This is a genomic window from Kitasatospora sp. NPDC127067 (assembly GCF_042724755.1).
Taxonomy (GTDB): domain Bacteria; phylum Actinomycetota; class Actinomycetes; order Streptomycetales; family Streptomycetaceae; genus Kitasatospora; species Kitasatospora lactacystinica.
This window is the reverse complement of the sequence record NZ_JBHXEM010000061.1, coordinates 13,276-36,248: the sequence shown is the minus strand read 5'-3', so window position 1 is coordinate 36,248 and position 22,973 is coordinate 13,276. Positions and strand designations below refer to the sequence as shown.

Annotated in this window: 20 protein-coding genes and 1 pseudogene; 15 read left to right on the top strand and 6 right to left on the bottom strand. The window is 67.9% G+C overall.

The window, feature by feature from the left end:
• The first annotated feature begins 18 nt into the window (after nt 1–18).
• From ACFWJ4_RS23750 to ACFWJ4_RS23715, 8 genes are all read left to right on the top strand, one after another.
• Nucleotides 19–1,266: a PucR family transcriptional regulator gene (locus tag ACFWJ4_RS23750; protein ID WP_380546770.1), complete on the top strand. Its 1,248-nt coding sequence runs from the start codon at nt 19–21 to the stop codon at nt 1,264–1,266.
• Between the two features lie 117 nt (nt 1,267–1,383).
• Nucleotides 1,384–2,289, top strand: coding sequence for an alpha/beta fold hydrolase (locus tag ACFWJ4_RS23745; protein ID WP_380546768.1), 906 nt, complete (start codon nt 1,384–1,386; stop codon nt 2,287–2,289).
• A 74-nt stretch (nt 2,290–2,363) separates the two neighbouring features.
• On the top strand, nt 2,364–3,251 hold the full coding sequence (locus tag ACFWJ4_RS23740) for an AraC family transcriptional regulator (RefSeq protein WP_380546766.1): 888 nt from the start codon (nt 2,364–2,366) through the stop codon (nt 3,249–3,251).
• 19 nt (nt 3,252–3,270) lie between these two features.
• On the top strand, nt 3,271–3,984 hold the full coding sequence (locus ACFWJ4_RS23735; RefSeq protein ID WP_380546764.1) for an alpha/beta fold hydrolase: 714 nt from the start codon (nt 3,271–3,273) through the stop codon (nt 3,982–3,984).
• Nucleotides 3,985–4,136: 152 nt separating this feature from the next.
• Nucleotides 4,137–4,565: an SsgA family sporulation/cell division regulator gene (locus ACFWJ4_RS23730; RefSeq protein ID WP_380546762.1), complete on the top strand. Its 429-nt coding sequence runs from the start codon at nt 4,137–4,139 to the stop codon at nt 4,563–4,565.
• A gap of 283 nt (nt 4,566–4,848) precedes the next feature.
• The gene (locus ACFWJ4_RS23725) at nt 4,849–5,682 is read left to right on the top strand and encodes an alpha/beta fold hydrolase (RefSeq protein WP_380546760.1); all 834 of its coding nucleotides are present in this window, start codon (nt 4,849–4,851) and stop codon (nt 5,680–5,682) included.
• Nucleotides 5,683–5,735: 53 nt separating this feature from the next.
• Complete coding sequence (locus tag ACFWJ4_RS23720) at nt 5,736–7,646, top strand: amidohydrolase (protein ID WP_380546758.1); 1,911 nt, start codon at nt 5,736–5,738, stop codon at nt 7,644–7,646.
• A 1,116-nt stretch (nt 7,647–8,762) separates the two neighbouring features.
• The gene (locus ACFWJ4_RS23715; RefSeq protein WP_380546756.1) at nt 8,763–9,851 is read left to right on the top strand and encodes a tyrosine-type recombinase/integrase; all 1,089 of its coding nucleotides are present in this window, start codon (nt 8,763–8,765) and stop codon (nt 9,849–9,851) included.
• A 230-nt stretch (nt 9,852–10,081) separates the two neighbouring features.
• On the opposite strand, the gene ACFWJ4_RS23710 is transcribed toward ACFWJ4_RS23715, so the two are convergent.
• From ACFWJ4_RS23710 to ACFWJ4_RS23685, 6 genes and pseudogenes are all read right to left on the bottom strand, one after another.
• Nucleotides 10,082–10,639 (bottom strand): hypothetical protein, encoded by a 558-nt coding sequence (locus ACFWJ4_RS23710; RefSeq protein WP_380546794.1) that lies wholly within the window; start codon nt 10,637–10,639, stop codon nt 10,082–10,084.
• 150 nt (nt 10,640–10,789) lie between these two features.
• Nucleotides 10,790–11,323: a hypothetical protein gene (locus tag ACFWJ4_RS23705; protein ID WP_380546754.1), complete on the bottom strand. Its 534-nt coding sequence runs from the start codon at nt 11,321–11,323 to the stop codon at nt 10,790–10,792.
• 600 nt (nt 11,324–11,923) lie between these two features.
• Nucleotides 11,924–12,361 (bottom strand): hypothetical protein, encoded by a 438-nt coding sequence (locus ACFWJ4_RS23700; RefSeq protein ID WP_380546752.1) that lies wholly within the window; start codon nt 12,359–12,361, stop codon nt 11,924–11,926.
• 106 nt (nt 12,362–12,467) lie between these two features.
• Nucleotides 12,468–12,821: a hypothetical protein gene (locus tag ACFWJ4_RS23695; protein ID WP_380546750.1), complete on the bottom strand. Its 354-nt coding sequence runs from the start codon at nt 12,819–12,821 to the stop codon at nt 12,468–12,470.
• Nucleotides 12,821–13,150, bottom strand: coding sequence for a hypothetical protein (locus tag ACFWJ4_RS23690; protein WP_380546748.1), 330 nt, complete (start codon nt 13,148–13,150; stop codon nt 12,821–12,823). Before ACFWJ4_RS23690 ends, ACFWJ4_RS23695 begins: the two co-directional genes overlap by 1 nt.
• Before the next feature lie 262 nt (nt 13,151–13,412).
• Nucleotides 13,413–13,508, bottom strand: a pseudogene (locus tag ACFWJ4_RS23685) (WD40 repeat domain-containing protein); the annotation flags it as partial.
• 791 nt (nt 13,509–14,299) lie between these two features.
• Here ACFWJ4_RS23685 and ACFWJ4_RS23680 point away from each other — a divergent pair.
• The 7 genes from ACFWJ4_RS23680 (at nt 14,300) to ACFWJ4_RS23650 (ending at nt 22,168) form a co-directional block, all read left to right on the top strand.
• Nucleotides 14,300–15,496 carry a JmjC domain-containing protein gene (locus ACFWJ4_RS23680; RefSeq protein WP_380546746.1) on the top strand — a complete coding sequence of 399 codons (1,197 nt, stop codon included), beginning with the start codon at nt 14,300–14,302 and terminating at the stop codon, nt 15,494–15,496.
• A gap of 30 nt (nt 15,497–15,526) precedes the next feature.
• Complete coding sequence (locus ACFWJ4_RS23675; protein WP_380546744.1) at nt 15,527–16,783, top strand: MFS transporter; 1,257 nt, start codon at nt 15,527–15,529, stop codon at nt 16,781–16,783.
• Nucleotides 16,780–18,000, top strand: coding sequence for a cupin domain-containing protein (locus tag ACFWJ4_RS23670; protein WP_380546742.1), 1,221 nt, complete (start codon nt 16,780–16,782; stop codon nt 17,998–18,000). Before ACFWJ4_RS23675 ends, ACFWJ4_RS23670 begins: the two co-directional genes overlap by 4 nt.
• 436 nt (nt 18,001–18,436) lie before the next feature.
• Nucleotides 18,437–19,999: an ISL3 family transposase gene (locus ACFWJ4_RS23665; RefSeq protein WP_380546741.1), complete on the top strand. Its 1,563-nt coding sequence runs from the start codon at nt 18,437–18,439 to the stop codon at nt 19,997–19,999.
• A gap of 77 nt (nt 20,000–20,076) precedes the next feature.
• Nucleotides 20,077–20,610, top strand: coding sequence for a YrhB domain-containing protein (locus ACFWJ4_RS23660; RefSeq protein WP_380546739.1), 534 nt, complete (start codon nt 20,077–20,079; stop codon nt 20,608–20,610).
• A gap of 129 nt (nt 20,611–20,739) precedes the next feature.
• On the top strand, nt 20,740–21,546 hold the full coding sequence (locus ACFWJ4_RS23655; protein WP_380546737.1) for a hypothetical protein: 807 nt from the start codon (nt 20,740–20,742) through the stop codon (nt 21,544–21,546).
• 61 nt (nt 21,547–21,607) lie between these two features.
• A complete protein-coding gene (locus tag ACFWJ4_RS23650) occupies nt 21,608–22,168 on the top strand; it encodes a Fic family protein (RefSeq protein ID WP_380546735.1) in 561 nt (186 codons plus the stop codon).
• Nucleotides 22,169–22,973 lie beyond the last annotated feature (805 nt).

Below are 22,973 nucleotides of genomic sequence, written 5' to 3'. Positions count from 1 at the left end.
TCGAGAGAGGAACAGCGCATGACCGCAAGGCTCCAGCGAGCCCGCCCTGGCAGCCCTGGACTTCAGGCGCTCGTCGACGAACTCGCGGAGCAGCTCGGCCGGTCCGTCGCGATCGATGATCCGCTGGTCCGGGTGGTCTGCACGAGTCGCCACTTCGGCGACGAGGACCCGGTACGCATCGGCACACTGCTCCAGGGCCGCGCCGACAACGCGACGATCCGCTACGTACTCGCCCAAGGAGTGACCCAGTGGCCCAGGCCCGGATTCATCGAAGGCCGTGACGACCTCGGACTCCTGCCCCGCTACGTCGTGCCGCTGCGCGAACGCGGGCACCTCCTGGGGCTGCTCATGGTGGTGGCGCCCGAGATGACGCTCGAACCGAAGGAGACCGAAGCCATCGGGCGGGCCGCCGGCCTGATGGCCGCCCAGATGTACGTCGAACAGCTCAGCGCCGACACTCGGAAGACCGACGAACAGACCCTGGTCCTGGAACTCGTCGACACCAACGTCGTCACCCGCACCGCCGCACGCCGGCGGGCCGTGGAACTCGGGCTGCTCGGGGAGGCCGAACACGTCCTGGTCACCCTGGTCAAGCTGAGCCGCGGAACAGAACCCGTACGACAACCCGAGGCGGCTCTGTGGGGAGCTCTGGAGGGCTTCCGGCAAGCACGTTCGGCGCACGGCATCCTCGCGGTCGACCAGGACCGGGCGGTCCTGGTCCAACTGCGTGAGCGGCCTCCCGCCCCACCCGAGGTCGCCGCCCAGTCGGCCCGCATCCTCGACGAACTCGCCACGTTCCTGGAACCGTCGGCGTCTCCGGTCATCGGTGTCGGCGGGCGGCACCTGGGCCTGCAGCACGCCTGGCGGTCGTACGAGCAGTCCCTCGTCGCGGCCCGGGCCGCGCGCCGGATCCCCTCGCTGCGAAGCATCGGGGACTGGGACCTGCTCGGGGAGTTCGCCGTGCTCCTCCAGCTCCCCGAGCACGCACTGAACGCCTCCCTCGTCCCCGAGCCACTGCGCGCTCTGAACGAGGCCCACGGCGACGACCGGCTCCGGGACACCTTGCGCTGCTTCCTCGAACACGCCGGATCGATCCCCAGGACCGCCGAGGCGTTGCGGCTCCACCGCACGTCGCTCTACTACCGCCTGCGCCAGATCCAGGAGATCACCGGACTCGACCTCGACGACGGCGGTCACCGGCTCACGCTGCACCTGGGGCTCAGGATCGAGGAACTCCTCGCCGCCGGGGACGACCGGGCCGTCTGATCCCGGCCGGCCCCCACCGGTCCTCGCCGGTCCTCGCCGCTTCGACAAAGCGAGAAGGATCCGCGACCCGATTCCTACAGCACGCGGTGGTGGCGGCGAAGGGCCGCCATCGAAGATGTGAGAGACGGCGCGGGCACGACCAAAGGCCCGTGGCCAGGGAAGGAAGAGGTCATGAAGGAACTGATCACCACCGACGGGACACGCCTCGCCTACCGGGACACCGGCGGCGAGGACGTCCCCCTGGTCATGCTCCACGGCTGGGGCCAGACGCAGGCGATGTTCCGCCACCAGGTCGAGAGCCTGTCGCCCGGCCGTCGCGTGGTCACCGTCGACTTCCGGGGCCACGGGCTGTCCGACAAGCCGAAGCACGGCTACCGCATCGCCCGATTCTCCCGCGATGTGCTCGAACTCGTCGACCACCTCGGGCTGGTGCGGTTCGACGCCCTGGGGTGGTCGATGGGCGTCTCGGTGTGGTGGAGCTTCATCGACCAGTACGGCACCGGACGGATCCGGCGCCTCGTCGCCGTCGACCAGCCGGCGGCCGTCGCCGCCGTCCCCTGGACGACCGGGGAGGAGCAGCAGCAGTCCGGCGCCATCTTCGACGTGTCGCAGCTTCTCGAACTGGGTGCCGCGCTCGCAACCCCCGGGGGCGACACGGTGCGCGCCGACTTCGTGCGCGGCATGTTCTCGGGTGAGCCGGACCCGGAGATCCTCGCCTTCGTCGCACAGGAGATCACCGCCACACCTGCCTACGCCGGTGTACCTCTGCTGTTCGACCACTGCGCTCAGGACTGGCGCGACGTGCTTCCCCGGATCGATGTGCCGACCCTGGTGATCGGCTGTGAGGGAAGCCATGTGAACCCCGAATCGCAGCGCTTCATCACCCGGCAGATTCCCGGCGCCCGAATCCATGTCTTCACCTCCGACGTGGCGAGTTCGCATTTCCCGTTCCTTGAGAACCCGGCGGCTTTCAACGCGGTGGTGGAGAAATTCCTCGCCGAGGAACCGGACCTGAGCGCGTAGACCGCCTCCGTGTCCGTTCCGGCGGCCGCGCGAACGGCTGCTCCACCGCAAAGAACCGTAGGCTTGGAGTTCTCATGACCCAGTCAGTGATGTCACGCGCGCCGGAATGGGCGGAACGCCGACCAGCCGCTCTCCGGCCGGCGTCCTCCTCCGAATGGCTCGTCGAGATTCGTTCCGGCATACCGAACGAGGGGAACGGCAACTTCCTCTATCTCGGGATGCACGTCCGGGGGTCGGCGGCCACCGTCCGCGAGGGGGTCAGGACGGCTCTGGAGCCGCACGACCTGGTCTTCTGCGACCCGGCGAGGCGCCACCTCCTGCAGTTCGGCGACGACTGCCACATGATCTTCTTCCGGGTGCCCCGCGGCTATCTGGGCGTCACGGAGTCGGAACTGGACCAGGTGGTGGGTGTTCCCGTGCCCGGTGGCGACGGGCTGGGGGCGCTGGTGTCGGACTTCCTGTCCGCGCTCGCCGGCAAGGCCGACTTCCGCCGGTCCAGGCCCGGGGACCGGCTCGCCCGTACGGCCGTCCACCTCCTGTCCGTCCTGCTCATGGAACTCCTCGGGACCGGGGAGGAGGGCGAGGAGGCCGAGGCACCGACGATCGGCAGCGAGATGCTGTCCCGGATCCGGTGCTTCATCGAAGAGCACCTCATGGACCCGGACCTCTCGCCGGAGTCGATCGCACGTGCCCACCACATCTCCGTCCGGTACCTGCACAAGCTCTTCCAGAACGAGGGCATCACGGTGAGCCAGTGGGTGCGGCGACGTCGGCTGGAGTCCTGCAGGGTCGAGCTGGGCCGGTCCAACCGCCGGTTCACCGTGGCGGCGATAGCGCACCGCTGGGGCTTCAGCAGCCCCTCGCACTTCAGCCGCACCTTCCGGGGCGCGTACGGCATGACCCCGAGCGAATGGCAGTCCTTGGCAACCTCGGCCGTCGCCGACGCCCCGCACGCGGCCTGACACCGAGAAGAGAACCGCCATGACCACCCCCACCGTCGTCCTCGTACACGGCGGCTTCGGCGACGCAGCGGCCTGGATAGGCGTCATCTCGGAACTGCGCAGCCGCGGCATCCCGGTGATCGCACCGCCGAACCCCCTGCGCGGCCTCGCCTCCGACGCCGCCTACGTCGCGTCCGTCGTCTCCCAGATAGCCGGCCCCGTCCTTCTCGTCGGCCACTCCTACGGCGGTGCGCTGATCACCGTGGCCGGCGCCGCGGAGAACGTCGTCGGGCTCGTCTACATAGCCGCGTACGTGCTCCACGAGGGCGAGAGCCTCGGCGATCTGGAGAGACGCTTCCCCGACTCCTCACTCACGAGCAATTTGAAGATGTGGACCTACCCGCTCGTCGGTGGCGACTCCGCGGTCGAGGTCACCATCGACGAGGCGGCCTTCCCCGCCGTCTTCGCCGCGGACGTGGCGGAGGAGGTCGCCGGGGTCCTGGCAGCGGCCCAACGCCCGGTCGCCACTGCGGCCTTCACCGAGACGGCCTCCGCCGCCGCCTGGCAGCTGAAGCCGTCCTGGGCCCTGGTGGCCGGAGCCGACCGCGCGATCAACCCGGAGGTCCAGCGCTTCGGCGCCGAGCGGGCCGGGTCCGTCGTCGTCGAACTCCCGGACGCCTCCCACGCCGTCGCCCTGTCGGAGCCCAAGCAGGTCGCCGATCTGATCCGGGACGCGGTGCGGGCGACGAGCTGACCGGAACGCACCGCGTGGCGCGGGCGAATCCCGGTCCTTCCGCGCCACGTTGCTTCTCGAATCGCGTGCACCAGAGGTCAAGAACGCGTGCGCCGAACGGCTCGACGATATCCGGATCACCGGTAGTTTCAATGAAGGCGAAAGGAACCGTAATGCAGCTCCCCCTCGAAAAGACGATCAGCGCGAGACTGATGACAGCAGAGCACGAATGGCATGAACTGACCCTGCGCATGAGGCATTCGCCGGACGATGCGCTGGCAGTCCGAATGGACCTTTTCGCAGTCGAGGACGATCCACCGGCCGCGACCTGGGTATTCGGCCGGGATCTGCTCGCCACCGGACTCATCCTGCCGACGGGCGAGGGAGACGTACGCGTCCGGCCCCACGGCGAGGACGAGACGGACGTCGAGCTCATCTCGGGGCAGTCCTGGTGCGTCGTCAGGATGGCGTCGGCCCATGTGCGCGACGTGGTGGCCAGGACGCAGTCCGCCGAGGAGCGCTGGGAGGACAAGGCGCAGGCCGAGCTCGACAGGGTTCTGGCGGAGATCCTTTCCAGCGGTATCGAGAATGCGGATTCCTAGGCCTCAAGGACCGCCCGGGCCCGCGCCGAAACGCTGACCAGCCGCGTTCGCGCAGCCGTTGCCCCGCCCGGCCCAACCCGACCCAACCCGGCCCGGCCCGGCCCGACCCGGCCCGGCCGAGAGAACGACTGGCCGGTGCCTGATCCGGAACTGCCCGGACGGGCCAGAACCGGTGCGTGCAGAGGAAAGCCGCCTCCCCTCGGCTCCCTGGATTCGTTCGTACCGCGTCCCCACCATGCCGGCCTCCGACGTCGGCAGGACCACACCTGCACGGAGTGCACCCATGCCTTTCCTCCCCGTCGACGAGGAGAACTCCAGCATCATCAACCTGTACTACGAGGACCACGGCACCGGCCGGCCCGTCGTGCTCATCCACGGCTGGCCGCTCAACGGCGCGTCCTGGGAGAAGCAGGAGGCCGCACTGCTGGCCGCCGGCCACCGCGTGATCACCTACGACCGCCGCGGCTTCGGCGCCTCCGACAAGCCGTCCTTCGGCTACGACTACGACACCTTCGCGGCCGACCTCGACGCCGTGCTCACCCACATCGACCTGCGCGACGTGGTGCTCGTCGGCTTCTCCATGGGCAGCGGCGAAGTCACCCGCTACCTCGGCACCTACGGCTCGGAGCGCGTCTCCAAGGCCGCGATGCTCGGCGTGGTGCCGCCGTTCCTGCTGAAGACCGAGGACAACCCGGGCGGTGTCGACGGCATCGTCTTCGAGGAGATCCAAGGCGCCATCCGCGCCGACCGCCCCGCCTTCATCGCCGGATTCCTCGCCGACTTCTACAACGTGGACGTGCTCGGCGGTGACCGGGTGAGCGACCAGGTCGTCCAGTACAGCTGGAACATCGGCGTTTCGGCCTCCGCCAAGGCGACCGCGGACTGCGCCCCGACCTGGCTCACCGACTTCCGCCCGGACCTGCCGAGGATCGACGTCCCCGTCCTGATCATCCACGGCGACGCCGACCGCACCCTGCCGCTGCGCTCGACCGCCGTCCCGCTCTCGAAAGCGATCGCGGGCGCCCGCCTGGTGGTGCTCGAAGGCGCCCCGCACGGTCTCATCTGGACGCACGCCACCGAGGTCAACAAGGAACTGCTCGCCTTCATCGGCGAGTGATCGACCGCTCCCTTCTCTGCTCCCCTCCTCCTGCTCCCCGAAAGCGAGATCGCATGTCGAGCATGCCCGTCGCCGGGATCCGTCCCGGTCCCCCGGCCCCCGGCGCCTCCCCCGACCACACCGCCGACCTGGTCGTGCGCAACGCCAAGGTGTACACAGGCGACCCCCTGCGCCCCCGGGCGAGCGCGGTCGCGATCCGCGCCGGCCGCATCACCGCCGTCGGCGACGATGCCGACGTCCTGCCGCAGGTCGGCCCGCGCACCCGCGTGGTCGACGCGCTCGGTCGGCGAGCCGTCCCCGGCCTCAACGACTCGCACCTGCACGTCATCCGGGGCGGCCTCAACTACGTGATGGAGCTGCGCTGGGACGGCGTGCCGACGCTGCGCCAGGCACTGGCCATGCTGCGCGCCCAGGCCGAACGCACCCCGCCGGGCCAGTGGGTGCGGGTGGTGGGCGGCTGGTCCGCCGACCAGTTCGCCGAGCGCCGGCTTCCCACCCTCGCCGAACTCAACGCCGCCGCCCCCGACACCCCGGTGTTCGTGCTGCACCTGTACCAGTCGGCGCTGCTCAACCGGGCGGCGCTGCGGGCCGCGGGCTTCACCCGAGACACCTCCGACCCCGTCGGCGGGCAGATCGTGCGCGCACACGACGGTGAGCCGACCGGCATGCTGCTGGCCGCCCCGGGCGCCCTACTGCTGTACTCCACCCTGGCCAAGGCGCCGACCCTGGACGAGGCCGACAAGGCCACCTCCACCCGGCACTTCCTGCGCGAGCTCAACCGCTTCGGGCTCACCTCCGCCATCGACGCGGCGGGCGGCTTCCAGAGCTTCCCGGAGAACTACGGCACCGTCACTGAACTGGCGAAGAACGGCCAGCTGACACTCCGGATCGCCTACCACCTCTTCCCACAGACCGCCGGGCAGGAACTGGACGACCTGCGGCGCTGGGTGGAGACCGTCCGCCCCGGCGACGGGGACGAATGGCTACGGCTCAACGGAGCCGGGGAGAACCTCACCTGGGCGGCCGCCGACTTCGAGAACTTCTCCGAACCGCGCCCCGAACTCGGCCCGTACGAGGCTGGGTTCGAGCAAGCGGTACGCCTGCTGATGGAGCACGACTGGGGCTTCCGGCTGCACGCGAGCTACGACGAGACGATCCGCCGCGATCTGGCGGTCTTCGAGCGACTGGCCGCCGAGGGCCTGTTCCCCGGTGGGAACCGCTGGCTCTTCGACCACGCCGAGACGGTCTCCACCGCGAGCCTGGACCGGATCGCGGCGCTCGGCGGCGCCGTCTCGGTGCAGAACCGGCTGTCCTTCCAGGGCGAGGCGTTCGTCCGACGCTACGGCGCGGCCGCGGCCGCCGACGCCCCGCCGGTGCGGGCGATGCTGGAGCGTGGCCTGACGGTGGCCGCCGGCACCGATGCCACCCGGGTCTCCTCCTACAATCCGTGGGTGGCCCTGCACTGGCTGGTCTCCGGACGGGCCGTCAGCGGACGTACGCTCCGCCCGGCCGCCAACCGGCTGAGCCGCGAGGAGGCGCTGGAGCTGTACACCCTCGGCGGCGCCCGACTCACCGGCGAGGAGGAGGTCAAGGGCCGTCTCCGGGTAGGCAGTTACGCCGACCTCACGGTGCTCAGTGCGGACTACCTCACCGTCCCCGAGGCGGACATCCCGCACATCGAGTCGGTGCTCACCGTGGTCGGCGGCCGCATCGTGTACGGCGCCCAGGAACACGAGGGCCTCGCCCCGGAGCTGCCGGCCGTGGTCCCGCTGTGGAGCCCGGTGGCCCGCTTCGGCGGCTACCAGGCCACCCCGGCGCCGAGCCTGTCCGGTGTCCGGCAGGCCGAACGGCTGGCCGAGGCGGCGGCCGACTCCGACGAGCAGCGCGCCTGGCGCGCGGCCCGCGGCCAATGGGTGCCCGGACAGGCCGGCGGCCCCGCGCTCGACGACCCCTGCTTCCTCTGAGCCGCCCGTTCCGAACCACCCGCTTCCGGGCCCGACAGTTTCAACGCCGTGCGCCGCCAGGCCTTGCCCCTCGGCGGCGCACGGCGCTGCCCGGCGCGAGCCGCGGAAGGGCCGCCATGCGACGTCCCTCGCCTCCCCCGCCCCGTCTCCGTACCCGCCGCGCGGATCCACGACCGCCACTTGGCGCCACCCCGTACGCCACAGTCATCGGCCTCGTCCACCACGCCATGCACTCACCGACCACCTGCGCCCCGACCCCACGCCCTGCGCGAACAGCTCGACGACCTCGAGGAGACCATCGCCGACTACACCGACGTCGCCCTGCGACTCACCCCCGCTCGACCCCAAGCGCCCCGCCCGCGACCTCCTCGACGCCGAGCACGCCGGACAGCCGCACGACCCCAGCCGCAGCCCCTTCGCCCGGCTCGTCCGCGAAGCCGCGCCACCCACCGCGACCGACTGATCTGACCGCCTGCCGCACCACCCGCCCACGGATTCCCCGGAGTTCCGCCTGCACCCGGGCCGGCCGGCGCCCACAGAACACCCACGGCCGACACACCTGGCCCGCCATTCAGTGACACTACGTAGCCGCATCGACGGCAGGAGACGTCCGACGGCCATGCCGAACGCTCGCCGGAGGAGTCAGTCCCTGTATCGCGAATGTGAGTATCCAGAAATGGCACCCCCCTGATACCCCAGCATGGCCCTCAGCTCCAGACCCCCAGGCGGTTACGTACCGTAACGAACTTCCGGGGCATCCGCAGCGCCGACTCGGGTATCGAGGCAGTCGTCCGCACATCCGCATGCCCAGGTGCGGGCCCTCACCGCGAGCTGCAGGTCAGGGCCTCAATTCGGCGTTGGTGATCGCATGGTGGTCGCGGACGACTGTCGGGGCAGTGCCCCGGTAGCCTCCGCGGGCCGATCAAGGATCAACTGCCTCAGGAGGCTGGGGAAGTACGCAAGTCAGGACGGCCGGGCCGGGTCCACCGCCGCTGCGGATGCCGGGACACGACCCGGCGCCAGCTCGGCGCCGGGTGCCCGCGCCTGCCCGAGGAGGGGCACGGCACGTGGACGTTCGCCGTCGACATCCCCTCCCTCACCGGCCGCAGGCGCACCGTGCGCCGCGGCGGCTTCGAGGACGAGTGGCATGCCGAGACGGCGCTGCGACGCTTCCTCGAAGGCCGGCAGCTGGGGTTCGACGCCGACCCGCACGAGACTGTCTCCGCCTACCTCACCAAGTGGCTCAAGGGCATGGAGTTCCTGCTCAAGCCCACCACCTACGCCCGCTACCGCACCTACGTGCTCTGCGAACTCATCCCCGTCTTCGGCAAGCTGCGCCTGGAGGAACTCGCCCACGACCACATCTCCGCCTACGCCCACGAGCAGCTCGAAGCCGGCCGCGGACCCCAGGCCGTCTACCACTGCCTCGCCACCCTCTCCAGCGCCCTGGGCACGGCCGTGCGCACCCACCGCCTGCCCTTCAACGCCGCCCAGCCCCTGCCCATGCGCAGGCCCCGCCCCGACGAACGCGTCCCCTGGACCGCGGAGCAGGCCGTCGCCTTCCTCTCCCACTGCCACAACGTCGACCCCGCCTTCGCCGACCTCTTCGAGGTCATCACCGGCACCGGCCTGCGCAAGGGCGAGGCACTCGGCCTCCAGCGCCCCTGCGTACGGCTCGACGACCGCGTCATGCACATCCGCCACACCCTGTCCGCGGTCGACAACCACGAACTCGTCCTGACCGCACCGAAGACCAGGAAGAGCCGCAACTGGGTGCCCCTGTCCGAGCGCGTCGCCGCCGCCCTCCAGCGCGCCATGACCCGCAGCACCGTCACCATCAACGGCCACGTCTTCCAGGGCCCCGACGGCCAGCCCCTCCACCCGGCCGCCGTCCGCCGGCGCTTCCACGAGCTGCGCGAACAGGCCGCACTGCCCCACGTCACCATCCACGACCTGCGCCACCTCGCCGCCACCCTCGCCCTGGAGGGCAACGTCCCCACGGCCGTCATCTCCAAGACCCTGCGGCACTCCACACTGTCCACCACCGCGAACATCTACAGCCACCTGACCTGGGACATCGCCAGAGCCGCCGTGAACACCATCGAGGCAAGGCTCCACCTCGTCGAAGCCCGCACCCGGCACGACCCGGACGCCCCCGCCCACGACATCGGCTTGCCGAACCCGCTGTTCAGCCACGCGGCCTGACGGCCCCACCGCCGCAGACGGCTCGACGGACGCTCCAGGGCCGACAAGCAACCGGGATTCCCGGCCCATAGCTGACACCCGATAAACGTGCGGCCCGTCGAAGCAGATGACGCCGCAGGTTCTGCCAGCATGCCTATTTCCCGCGAATCCAGGCCCATTTCAGCGCCGAAGAGGCGACCAGCCCGCGATCGACGACACGCGGATTCCCGGATGAACGAACAAATGCCCCGTCACGACCAGGTCGGAGGGGCCAGGCCTGCGGAAACGTGCCCAGCGAGGCGATGTGAACGAGCGTTCACGACCACATTGCGACCACCAAAGGAAAAAGCCACTCCTATCGTTTTGATAGAAGTGGCTTCCGACCTGCAGAAATGCTGGTCGGGACGACAGGATTTGAACCTGCGACCCCTTGACCCAATGTTGTCCCCGTGCGCCAGATCTGACACCGCCGCCCGTAGCCGCGCGGCGTGTCCCAGGATCTGGCGGGCGTGGACAGCGTGTATGTCGCCGACGTTGGAGCCCTCGTGCGCAATGAAGTTGCGGGCCGCACGCGCCGCGTCGAGCACATCGACATTCCAGGAAGTGCTGTGCGCCAGCCGGTCGCCAAGATCGCGCAGGGTCGGACCAAGCATCTTGTCAGGCGGAAGAGCCGCTAGGGAGTCCTGCAGCGCGGCCACCGGGTCGGCCTCAAAGGCCCTGACCGCGTTGCCTGTTCGCAGAACGAACTTGCACTTCGACTCGAAGGCATTGGCGAGATGAAGTGCTCGGCCAGCCGACAGGAAGAGCATGTCCAGCAGCTCCGGCTGCGTAGGTCTCAAGTACCCCAACGACCACCCCATACAGTCCACAGTAGTGCGGGTGTCGACCGACTTTCTGCGGATTGTTGGGCTTCGCTTCGGACAGCAGGTGAGCTGCCATCGCACTGATCTTCCGGACGGTCACGGCCGCCGAGCTCCGGGGATGACGACGCCGTCGTGCATGCGGGCGGGCAGCTCGTTCCAGTCGTGGAGGGCGCCTTGGAGGAGGTTCTCGAACTGTGCCCTGCCCTCGTGGACCAGGAGGTCTCGCAGGCATGCGCAGTCCTGCATCACGGCGCCGCCGGTGAAGCAGACGAAGATCCCGGCCACTTGGAGGCCTCGTGCGGCAACGGCGATCTCCTGTCCGAACGGCAGCGGTACCCGGGCGGCCAGTTCCCGCGCGAAGATCTGCTCGATCCGGGGCCGCCCCAGTGCGGCCAGCAGCCTGCCCACGACGTTGCCGAGCAGGCCGTGCAACGACTTCTTCCCGTCCAGGAGTGCGCGGGCGAGCGTCGCGAGCGCCTCGCAGCCCCTTCCCCGATGGCGTTCGACGAGGGCGTTCCAGGTGGTGCCGCTCACGTGTCGCAGCGCCTGGGTGGCGATGGTGTCTCCGCCACCCGCCGCCACGAGTTCGACGCACACCCGGGCGGCACTGTCCGTCTCGGCGGGGCTCACGACCTGCGGCGGAATCGGAGCCGGACGGGAGGTGGTGCGCTGGGCCGGGATCCGGGGTGTCCTCGATGACTGTGTGGGCCGCGCGCCCGGGAACGGGCGGTTCACCGTGGAACTGGGCCGGCGGGGCCTTCGGACGGCCGACCTCGCCGGTGCCCCGGTCGCTGCCCGCCTGTGTGGGGACGGCTCGGTGGGTCGCGGGCCGGCGGGGAGGCCTTGGTGCAGGTGGCAGCGGATTCCGGGGTGGGAGACCCGGTTCCTGCAGAGCTTCTTGTCCTTCTTCATCGCACGGCACCTGTTGACCATCCGCAGAGAGTGACCAATCCGGCACCTGCGGGAAAGGGGGCGGGGGCCTTACCGGTTTGAACGAGCCATCCTGGGCGGCCCTGCGACCTCCTGGGTCGGGCGTTCTCCGACATTGGAACAGCTCATGTGCGAACTGCTGCCGCAGAAGGATGCCCCGATCCGTTCGACCGCCCGTTCGCCCTGCGCCGCCGCACAGACCGGAAGGTTCTTGCCTGCCGCGCTCTCCCCCGGTCGCCGCGGGCAGCGGGTAGAGGTACCTGTGCACCTCGGCCCGCCGCCCTATTCGGGCCCGACCGTTCAGTGGCGGAAGCCGCGGTGGGGGTCGCGGGCCGTGATGTTCCCGAACGGTTCGAACCAGAACTGCGCGCGCAGGTCGCCCACGCCAAGCCGGCGGTTGGCGTCGCCGTCGGGGTCCTCGATGCCGACGAAGCGGGAGCTGTAGAGCATGAGGACGTCGGTGTCCTGGAAGAACATGTCCGTGCAGGCGCCGAAGTCGTAGTCGTCGCGGTGGACCGGCAGTGTGCTGTGCGGGTCGGCCACGGTGTCGTCGAGCTCGTCTGTGCTGTCGCCGGCGTCGTCGATGGCGAGGTGCAGGGCGAGTTCCTCGGCGGTGCAGGTCGGCTGCGGCCAGTTTCCGTGCGCGAGGTCGCCGGCGAGGTCGTCGGCGGCGCGGGCGAAGCGGCGCCGCCACTGGAGGTCGGTGGCGAAGGTCAGCTTCGGCAGCCGCGGGAACACCCCCCAATTTCCCTCGTGCTCATCCGGTACGAGGCGTCCGTCGCCGAGTTCCTCTGCGTCCTCGTACGCCTCGTCGGCCAGCAGCGACAGCGCGGTGTGGAGAAGGTCAGCCGTATGGGGGGTCAGCTTCCACCCGCAGCGGTCGTCCTCGCACTCCGGGTCCTCGCAGTGGCGGGGCCCCGATGGGGAAGAGCGCGGCGAAGTCCGGAAGTTCCTCCCCGTGGCCGCCTGCAGGAGACTGCTCGGTCCGGGCGGCGCGCCAACCGGGACCGAAGTCCGCCACGACCGGCTCGGCGCTCCAATCGGCGACCTCGTGCCCCTCGTTCCGCCGCAGCAGCGAGGCCTGGCTGTGTTCGGTAAGGGCGTCCGCCCCGTCGACGTCGGCAGGCGGGTCCGCGAGCCACATGACCGCGCCGACCACGTCGTGCGGGTCGTCATCGTCGAGCTGATCGGCCGGCATCAACTCCCAACCCTGCTCGCCCGCCGGGCCAGCAGGGCCTGCCGGTCGTGGACGTGGAACTCGCGGAGCGTGGCGATCCGTACGACCTGGCCCGGCAGGTCGCGCAGCCGCGCCTCACCCCGTACGGGGCCGCCGGATTCCATGGCCTCGTCGTTGTCGCCGCCGCCCTCGCTGTCGTCGTCCTGGCCCGGGTCCTCGTGGCCGGATCCTTCGGGCCAGGCGATGAGCGTTCCGGCGGCGGCCGGCCAGGTGCCGGCGAGCACGTGGGCCACGGCCTGCCGGAGCGAGGACGCCGGAGCGTCCGGCAGCTGCCCGCACAACCCGTCCACGGACTCGGCGTGCAGGACACCGGCCGCCCGACTCAGGGCCCGGAACTGCCCGCCTCTCGGCCCCTGTCTCCGCTGCTCGGGCTCGGCCCTGCGAGCCTGTCCCGCAGTGGGGCCTGGCGGGTGGTGGTGGGTGCCGGGGTCATACAGGGCAGACGGGCCCGATCTCCTGATCGGGGAAGTATCGCGTTCTCTCCTCATCGGTGAGGTCGTGTGAAACAGCCTTGCAGATGGCGTTGGTCGCGGCGTCCAGCGGGACATGGGGCCACAGGCGGACGGTACCGTCCGCGCCGGCGGTGGCGAGGGTGCGTCCGTCGGGGCTGAACGCCACCGACCACACGCTGTCGGTGTGGCCGGTGAGGGTGGCGCGAGCGTGCCGCGTCCATCGATGACGCCTGGGACGCCGAGCCCCACACCACGCCACCGCTCCCCACAGAGCAGATATTCGCCTCGCTGGGGACAGTATGAGCACCAAAGGGGCGACGCGACCAAACTACCCGCAGGAAGCGGGGCTTCACGTTCCTCCAGTCGGGAGAATTCGCCCGGAACTGCAGAACCGGACGGATCAAAGTGTGACGGGCGTCTCTTACTGACCAGTAACATGTTCATCGTGTTGCATACGATGGTTCACTCTCCATGCGGCCGATTCGTGACTTTCCGTCGAGGCTGCAATACAGCACCGGGGGGAGCTTTGATGGGCGAGTACAACTTCGAACTCAGGGGCGTTTCCAGCTCCACGAGTTTCTTCAGCGGGGTCGGCTCTTCAGCCTGAGCCGACACTCGCATCTGGGTTCGCTTGCCATTTCTTAATTTCAGCCGCATCGGGGACTGCGGTTTAAGAAAAAGGGCGCTTTGCTCGGGATCCTTTGAGGATCGCTCCATGCCTAGCACAGGAGCCGGCCAGAGCGCGCCCAACGCCAGCACTGGCGTGCCTTAATCGGCAACCCCACCCATGCCACCCATTGAAAAATGGGTTGTTCCGGCGAGTTCAAATAATTCCAGGGGGTGAAATATGTCTATCGAGCTGATTCAGGAGGCCACCGTCCTCCGCGCCTGCAACGAGATCTTCTGATCTTGATGGGCATCGGGGCGGGAATTCACGCGATTCCCGCCCCGGTGCTGCATGTCTAAAAATACGGAGGTAGAGCAGCCATGAATTACACCCCCAGCTTTTCCGAACTCGTGGGCGACGAGGACGAGTTCTTCCGGGAGTACTTCAACAAGAAGCCGCTTCTTCGTCGCGGTGTCCTGACCGAGCGCGCGCGGGACATCCTTTCCGCCCGGGACCTCGACGACCTTCTGCACTCCGAGGTGATCCGACCGCCCCACATCGCGGTTACGAAGGCCGGAATGCTGGTCCACGGCCGTACCTACACCTCCGAGATGCGAGTGCAGCGGGAATACATCGCTGACCGGGTAATCCCCGAGCGCGTAATCGAGCACTTCAAGACTGGTGCCACGATCACGTGGAACTCGCTCAACCACATCAAGCCGAACATCCGCCAGCTCACTTCCATGCTCAGCGAAAAGTTCGCCGGCCGGAGCGACGCAGTCGCTTTCGTCACCCCGGCTGGCAGGCGAGGGTTCCGCCCGCACCACGATTCGGTTGATCTCTTTATCATCCAGCTCGAAGGCACCAAAGACTGGCAGGTCTGGTCCCCGCCGGAGGTTCGGAAGGGCGATGCGGCGTGGTTCGAGCTGGAGGAGCTGGGAGAGCCGGCGGTAACGGTCCGGCTTGAGCCCGGAGACGTACTCTATCTCCCCTACAACAGCCCGCACGTCGCCGCAGCAAATGATGCAATTTCGATTCACCTCTCGGTGATGGTCCGTCCCCGCAGGTGGTCAGACCTTCTCCAGGACCTGGTAAAGCAGGTAACACAGGACAACCCTGAGTTTTGGGGATACCCGCACCTTTCCGTCGACAATGACGGATTCGCCGAAGAACTGGTTCGGAACCTTTCGTCGCTGGCGAAGAATCTCGGTGACCTCGACGCGGCAAAAGCCATACAGTCGCTGCGGGAGGAACCTGAGGTCAAGGAAGGGTCGAAGTTCTCCTCCTACTTCGCGGACCAGGTGCGAGTGGACGAGCTTGCGCCCGGCTCTCTGGTGGTGCGCGACTTCCGTACGGATATAGATTTTATGCCGTCAGACGAGCAGGACGCGCCAACCGTCCAGGTCTCGGTAAACGGTAGCGTCTTCGCGTTCCCCCGTCCGGTTGCCGAAGAACTCCGGGCCATGGGTGAGCAGACCCGCCAGACCGACACCTTCATCACGGGTGCACCCGGCCACGAGAACACCAGCGTGACCCGCACGCTGCTGCGACTCGGAGTGCTGAAGCTCGTAGGCTAGATAAGACGCGGGAATAGCGCTAGGAACCTAATGACCAGCATCGACAGGCCGGCCAAAGACGCGGCAGCAGAAATCCTCCCTCTCAGCCGTAATAGGAACTTCATCCTGCTCTGGCTGGGCCAGTCGGCCGCCATGCTGGGTGCGAGAGCTACCACCATCGCGCTGCCGATGCTGGTCCTCGCCGTTACCCACTCGGCGGCGAAGGCAGGAGTGACGCTCTTCGCCGCCGTTGTTCCTGGTGCACTCCTTCAGCTGCACGCCGGCGTTCTAGTCGACCGGTTCGACCGGCGCCTCGTGATGCTGACGGCAGATGTAACACGAACCGCCGTCTTTGCAACAGTCCCAGTTGCACACCTGCTTGGCCATTTGACTTTCCCGCACCTCATCATCGTGATGTTCATCGATGGGATTGCAGGGGTGTTCTTCGGCTTGGCCGAAAAGGCCGCGCTTCCTATGGTGGTGCCCAAGGAGCAGATTACTGTTGCGTTTGCCCGCAACGAGCTGCGAATTCGAATCGCCACACTGAGTGGCCCGGCAATCGGAGGAGCTCTCTTCACCGTCTCCCCGGAACTGCCCTTCGCGTTCACGGCCATAACCTACGCGATATCCGTGGCGACTGTGTTCTTCATTAATGCCCCCCTGCGTGCGGAGCAGGCTTCCCCTCGCCGCAAGATGCGGTTCGAGCTGGCCGAGGGGATGTCCTGGCTTCGAATGAACCCGTTCTATCTGTGGTGTGCGGTCGTGGTGGCCGGAAGCAACATAGTTGGCACGGGATTCCCCCTGGCGGCCGTGGTTCGGTTGCAGGACGTGGGCGCGTCGCCAAATATTGTCGGATGGACGCTCGGAGCTCTAGGAGTCGGAGGTCTTGCCGGCGCCTTGATCGCACCGAAGATCGTACCCAAGGTCTCCGTGTCACAGATGATGCTTGCGGCTCGCTGGGTAATCGCTATCTGTCTCGCCGGCATCGCCTTCGCGCCGAGTCCGCTGCTTTGCGCAGTCTTTATGCCTCCTATTTCTGTAGTGGCGGCATTTGCGAGCATTTCTCTGGGGGCAGCCCGAATGAGGGCGATTCCCGATCATCTTCGCGGGCGCGTCGAGAGCGCTAGCGCACTCATTGGAAATACGCCGGCGCCGCTCGGAAATTTGCTAGCTGGATATGCCGTAGCGGCTTTCGGTGCAACGGTCGGCCTCGTCGTTCTTGCGGGTTTTATGGGAGTTGTTGCCACGGGCGCAAGCCTGAGTCGTAGCATTCGTGTCGGACCGACCTCGGAAAAGGAAATTGCATGACGGGCAGCAACTCGACCGGAAGCACTCTGGAAGCACTCATCGGCATAGACCTCCAGGAATTCCTCCAGATAGTCGCCGGCGGTCACTACAAGGTCGCCCGAGCAGCAAATCCGTCAGGTCTCATCAGCCTGGCGGAATTCGACGAATTGATCAGCGGGCCTTCCGCCTTCAGCGGATCCGACATGCGCTTGATAAAAGACGGAACCCCTCTTGCAGGCGATCGATACACAGTAGCTGGCTCATCTGCACAGATAGACGGCGCGAAGGTCATCGCGGCCATCAGCCACGGGTATACACTCGTTGCAAATCGCCTTCACCAGGTCAACCGGAAATGCGGGAGCTTCGCCCGCAAGCTGGCCGAGGAGCTCCACTGTCCGGTTGCTATAAATGCATACCTGACTCCGGCTGGATCCCAAGGCCTGAGCCCGCATTATGATCATCACGACGTCTTTGTCATACAGATCGAGGGGTCGAAGGTCTGGAACATTTCCCCGCCGGTGATCCCTGCGCCTACCATGCGCGAGTCGTGGCGCTATCTTTCAGACAGTCAGGCTGCCGAAATTGAATCCCAGGCGGTGAACCCGACAGCGATCACGCTTTCTGCAGGCGATGTCCTCTATCTTCCCCGGGGTTGGATGCACTCTGCCTCCGCTCAAGAGGGCCACTCGTTCCACCTCACAATCTCCGTTGATCCAGTCACGCGCAAAGACGTCCTGATTCATGTAATGGATATTCTTGCGGCTCAGGACGACTGGTTCCGCCGGGAATCATCTCTCTTCCGGATGGGATCGGACCAGGAGATACTCGATGAAATTTCCACCGCACTGACGAAGGTAGTCGATGGGGCTTCGGAGATAAGCGCTCCGTCTCTCGTGGAAGTTGTCCAGGAATCCGCCGCAAATGGTCTCGGGATTGACGGGCCCAAAATGGCGGTAACGGCGCTCGGTATAGCAACGCCCTCGAATATTTCATCGGTCCGCCGACGTGCCGGTCTCCGATGGTCCACGACGTCTCTTGACGACGAGCGAGTCGCGGTGCAGGTTCCCGGTGCCAAGCTGGTGTTGCCCCAAGCAGCGCTGCCCAGCGTCACGCTCCTTCTGAGTGGGCGTGAGGTGACACGTCGGGAGGCTGCTGAAGCTCTCGGCGACGAAGCCGTCGCGGACCAGTTGATCGCGGCCTTCCTGCAGGCCGGCGCCCTGGAACCGATGAACACGTGACCCCTCCTGTCCGAGTACTGATCTGAGTGCTCCACTCTGTATGGAATTGTGTGCACCGCTCAGGCGCCGGCGAGGGCCCAAAGACCTCCGCCGGCGCTTTCGCGCAGCTGACATCGGCCGAGAGGAGCGTATTCCCCACCGCCGGCTTGACACCGTGGCACCGCCGCAACGACGGGCGATTGCGACTTCGGCGACTTCCAGCGGCTCGGCCGGTAGCGTGTCTGCCCGTTCCTCAGAACGATGGTCCGCGGAGTCCACTCGTTGGTCCGGCCGACTCCTACCGACTGGGGACGGCCGAGCGATCACTGGGGAGGGCGTTATCGGCGTACACGGGTAAGTGGCTCTGGCAAGATTTTCGTAGCCGGAGATCATCTCGGGGCGGCGGTCGACTGGTTTGCCAGTGGGCAGCATCTGGCTGTGTCCTGTTGAACTAGCCATGCTGTTACCGCAGTTAGCCAATGTTCTGGTTGTCTCGGTTGAGGTTTCCGATTCTGTCGTGGCGGTCCGCGCCCGCACACGGTCCGGTGTTCCAGCGGCGTGTACTGGATGCGGCGAACTCAGTGAGTGGTGCCACAGCCGTTACGCGCGGCATCTCGCCGATGTCGCGCTCGGCGGCCGACCCCTCCGAATCGACTTATCCGTACGCCGCTTGTACTGCGAGAACCCGGCCTGCCCGAAGGTGACCTTCGCCGAGCAGGTGCCAGGGCTGACCGTGCGCTACCAGCGGCGAACCCCGCTGTTGCAGCACCTGGTCGAGGCCGTCGGCGTGGTGCTGGCCGGCCGGGGTGGCGCCCGGATGCTGAGCGTCCTGGGCGTCGCGCTCTCGCGGTGCACCGTGCTCACCCAGCTGATGCGGGTGCCACTGCCGCCGCTGGTCACACCCCGGGTGCTGGGGGTGGACGACTTCGCGCTGTACGGCGACACCTACGGCACACTCCTGGTCGACGCCACGACACGGCTTCCGCTGACCCTCTGGGAGGGACGGGACGCCGAACAGCTGAGCCGCTGGCTCCGTGAGCATCCCGGTGTTGAGATCGCCTGCCGCGACGGCTCACTCACCTACCGGCAGGGCATCGCTGCCGGCGCCCCCGACGCTGTCCAGGTCAGCGACCGCTTCCACCTGTGGCAAGGCCTGTCCCGGCGCGTTCAGGAAGTCGTCGCTGCCCACCGCAGCTGCCTGCCCGCCGCACTGCCGGCCGCTGAACCGGCCGGGTCAGAGCCCACCGACGAAGCGGCAGCGGGTCCCGTCCCGGCGGACACTGCGGCCGGCCGTCATGCCCAGCGACTGTTCGAGGCCGTGCACGCGCTCACCGGTACCGGCCGTCCCTACAGTGCCGTGGCCCGAGAGCTCGGGCTTGACCGCCGCACGGTGCGCAAGTACGCCCGGGCCCGCACCTGGCACGAGGTAATGCGCCGGGCTCCCCGACGCCCTTCCGCCCTGGACCCATACCTCGACTACCTGCAACAACGCTGGGACGAAGACGAGCACAGCGCGAAGACCCTGCACCAGGAACTCCTCGGCAAGGGCTACCTGGGCCACTACCAGCGCGTGAAGATGGCCCTCGCACCCCTGCGGCGCGGGCTACCGCTGGACGAGCCGCGCGAACGGCCGCCGTCCCCACGCGAAGCCGCACGCTGGATCATCACCGCACCCCACCGGCACAGCCTCCAGACCGGCCAGCGCCTGCGCCGACTGCTCGATCACTGCCCGGAACTCCACCGCACCCACGACCTGGTCCGCCAGTTCGCCGCCATGCTCGACGCCCGCGACGGCACACCCCTCCCGGGCTGGCTCGACCAGCTCACTACCAGCGGACTGCCGCCTCTCGCCGGGATGGCCATTGCCCTACGCGAAGACAAGCACGCGGTCCGCCAGGGGATCACAACGCACTACAACTCCGGCGTCAACGAAGGCCGCATCACCGACGTGAAGCTACAGAAGCGCATCATGGCAGGACGTGCCGGAGTGCCGCTCCTCCGCCGCCGCTACACGGCCTGAAGACCGCGTCTGAGATCTCGACGCGGGCGCGGCCACGCCCCCCGAAACCCGATTGACCTGCGGTGAATGATGGAAGCGTGATTTCCAAGGAACGCGCCGTCGAGCTTGTCGAGTCCCTGCTGGCCCGAGAGCGGCTGACGTGGGCAGGACCGCTCCGCGAGCTCGCGGTCTGCGACGTGGAGGAGCATACGGTCGGCTGGCTCGTCTTCTGGAACTCGGCGGAGTACGCCCGCACCCGTGATGTTCGCGACAGCCTCGTTGGTAGCGGCCCTTACCTGGTGGACCGGCACGACGGCAGCATCCACCACGTCCCCGCTACCACGTGGATAGCCGAGAACTGGGAGGAGCTCTACCTCCAGCAGATCAAGGGCATCCGACCGCCTGACCCACTGGCCTTGTCCGTTCGCGCACTGATGCACTCCGCCGGGGTGGTGGCCGCGATGAGCCACCTGCGGAAGCAGGCCCCGCGGCTGAGTCTGCGGGATGCAAGGGCATACGTCGTGGCCCTTCGAGATGGTGACGAACCCTCGAAAGAGCTGGCAAGCCTTACCCGGACAGAGGAGAGCTGCCCGCCGCTGTCGATCGAAACGCTGGCTGGTCCGGTTCAGTAGCCGTGCGACCATCCAGGCCAGTGGAACGGCAGACCGCAACGCGGTTCGAGCACCCACCGAACCAAGACGATCTCCGGCTACGAAAATCTTGCCAGAGCCGGGTAAGTGCTCAGACAGGTACACGTGAATGTGCCCGGCTGGGTGAAGGCAGCCGGACAGCGGGAGACGCAGGTCGATGGCCAACAAATTGGGGTGACAGGTCTCGACCCGGTCGGCATGATCGATCAGTTGTTCCGTCATGTCCCACCTCGGAGGTACGCCACGTCCATCCACCGCGAACGAGCCTGGGACCTGCCGTGGTCCGCTGCCGACCCCGACCGGAACGCTTTCGACTGGGACGACGACGAGGCGGCGCGGCTGACGGCGCTGCTCGTTCCGAGGGTGCCTCCCATCGGTGCCGAGCGGATGGCGGGATTTCGGTTCATCGACGAGGTCACCGTGCTCCTGGTGTCCCGTTATGGCCGGTGGGCCTGCGGCTGGGACCATTCGAACCACCACGGCGGTCCCGTCGAGACCTGGTGCTGCGATTCGCACTCGGTCGGGGAAGCGGAGGAGACCGCCGAACGCGTCGTGACCTGTCTGCTGGAGTGGCGTGACTGGCTGGAGGACATGGCCGAGCGCTTCGAGCAGCTCGCACCGCTTCCCGGCGCGGACGCCGAGGACCGCAGCTGGCATCTGGAACGCGCGGTGACCCGCCTGGTCACCGCGGTCGTCAACAGCACCCGCGCCGAGTCGTCCTGGTACGGGATCTGCGAGACGACGCTGACCTGGTTCCTCACCTCCACCGGCCTGGGACTGGAAGAGGCGCAGAAAGCGGTGGAGGCCGCGATCGGCGGCCGGTTCAAGAGCCACGTCGCGCCCGCCCCGACCCTGGTCGACGCGGTGGGAGAGGACCTGGCGATTCGCCTGACCGGCCGCGGATTCTACCGTGAGTGACGACGCGCTGGCCACGTGATGCAAGGTCAGGGAGCAGGTCGACTGGTCCTCGGCCGCGAGCGTGAGCTCGGCACCGGCGCGCCCGGCCGTCGACGGACTTGCCGCCTGGTTCGACGGTCCGGTCCGTCTCCGCGACCCGGACCGCGCCGACCGGCTGCTTGCCGCGATGGCCCTGTCCCGCGCCGCGGCCTCGCAGGGAGAGCCGCTCACCCCGGCCCTTCTCGCCGGCTGGCAGAAGCTGGTCCTCGGAGTGAACGAGGTGCGTCTGCGCCAGAGCGACGCCTTTGCCAAGGACGGCCGGGAACGATACGGGATCACGCCCCACACCTGGGAGGACTTCGCCGGCTGCCTGCAGCAGAGCACCGACCCGTCGGTCCCCCTGTCGGCCCGCGCGGCCCGGGCGTACCTCGACATCGCCTTCTTCCATCCCTACCCGGACGGCAACGCCCGCCTGGCGCTACTGGTTCTCGCCCACGTCCTGGAGACGGAAGGAGTACGCCTGGACGAAGTGGGGCCGCTGCAGACGACCCGCTACGCGGACGACCCGGACGGCGCCCTCGACCTGGCGGCCCTGGTCTCCGTACTGATCTGCGCCACTCAGCGCCGGGCAACCGCACGGTGAGAGAAGGCTCCCGCCGAACCGGCACGGTGAGCACGTTCAGCAGTACGCGGCTGAGCACTTACCCGTGTACACCGACAGGCGTCGCTGCGACAGAACGGTGACGCCGCTCCGGCTCTCCAGTTCCTGCCGCAGGGCGGCGTTGTCCTCGGTCAGACGCCGGATGTGGTCCGCGTAGATGTCGAGGTGTTGGCGGAGGTCGTCTCGCTCGCGCCGCAGCAGTGTCAGCTTCTGGTGGGCGAGCGAGGCGGCCGCGGTGGCGGAACAGGTGCATCGCGGCGAGCGGAGGTGGCGGCCTGCTTGGCTCTGTCGGAGGATGCCCCGGCCCGGTTGGCGTAGGTGTTGGCCTGGTCGGCCGCAGCTGCCGTGCCTTGCTGCACCAGCCGTAGCCGTCGTCGTCGAGCAGGTCTGCGACGGTCAGCGAGGTCGTCGCCGGCGATGACGCCGAGTTCGCCGGAGCGCTTGCTGAAGGCCAAGTGGCCCTCGCGGTTCAAACGTGGATGGCCGGCGACTGCGTGGACATGCACGTCGACGAGGATGCCGAACGGGAGCCCCGGCCGCCGTGCCAGGAGAGCTTCCAGGTGCTTCTGACGGCGGTAGGTCGAGGTCCCTAGCGCCGGTGAGCAGGTCATGCCGCACCGCGATCGGCACGGTGCGCCGTCGCTCCTATCGATGGGTCGTGGGCGTGCGCGGCATACGTGTGGCCAGCCCGGTTGAACCCCTCACGGACCAATTCCGGTTCGAAAGCCTCGGAGGCAGCCCGTCCGGTCGCTGGGGTAGCTCGGCCGGGATCATTTCGTCTTTCAAA

Coding starts and splice junctions, on each gene's coding strand:
- ACFWJ4_RS23750 (WP_380546770.1), top strand. CDS start 19: ATGACCGCAAGGCTCCAGCGAGCCCGCCCTGGCAGCCCTGGACTTCAG.
- ACFWJ4_RS23740 (WP_380546766.1), top strand. CDS start 2,364: ATGACCCAGTCAGTGATGTCACGCGCGCCGGAATGGGCGGAACGCCGA.
- ACFWJ4_RS23735 (WP_380546764.1), top strand. CDS start 3,271: ATGACCACCCCCACCGTCGTCCTCGTACACGGCGGCTTCGGCGACGCA.
- ACFWJ4_RS23730 (WP_380546762.1), top strand. CDS start 4,137: ATGCAGCTCCCCCTCGAAAAGACGATCAGCGCGAGACTGATGACAGCA.
- ACFWJ4_RS23725 (WP_380546760.1), top strand. CDS start 4,849: ATGCCTTTCCTCCCCGTCGACGAGGAGAACTCCAGCATCATCAACCTG.
- ACFWJ4_RS23720 (WP_380546758.1), top strand. CDS start 5,736: ATGTCGAGCATGCCCGTCGCCGGGATCCGTCCCGGTCCCCCGGCCCCC.
- ACFWJ4_RS23710 (WP_380546794.1), bottom strand. CDS start 10,639: ATGCTCTTCCTGTCGGCTGGCCGAGCACTTCATCTCGCCAATGCCTTC.
- ACFWJ4_RS23695 (WP_380546750.1), bottom strand. CDS start 12,821: ATGCCGGCCGATCAGCTCGACGATGACGACCCGCACGACGTGGTCGGC.
- ACFWJ4_RS23680 (WP_380546746.1), top strand. CDS start 14,300: ATGAATTACACCCCCAGCTTTTCCGAACTCGTGGGCGACGAGGACGAG.
- ACFWJ4_RS23675 (WP_380546744.1), top strand. CDS start 15,527: ATGACCAGCATCGACAGGCCGGCCAAAGACGCGGCAGCAGAAATCCTC.
- ACFWJ4_RS23670 (WP_380546742.1), top strand. CDS start 16,780: ATGACGGGCAGCAACTCGACCGGAAGCACTCTGGAAGCACTCATCGGC.
- ACFWJ4_RS23665 (WP_380546741.1), top strand. CDS start 18,437: ATGCTGTTACCGCAGTTAGCCAATGTTCTGGTTGTCTCGGTTGAGGTT.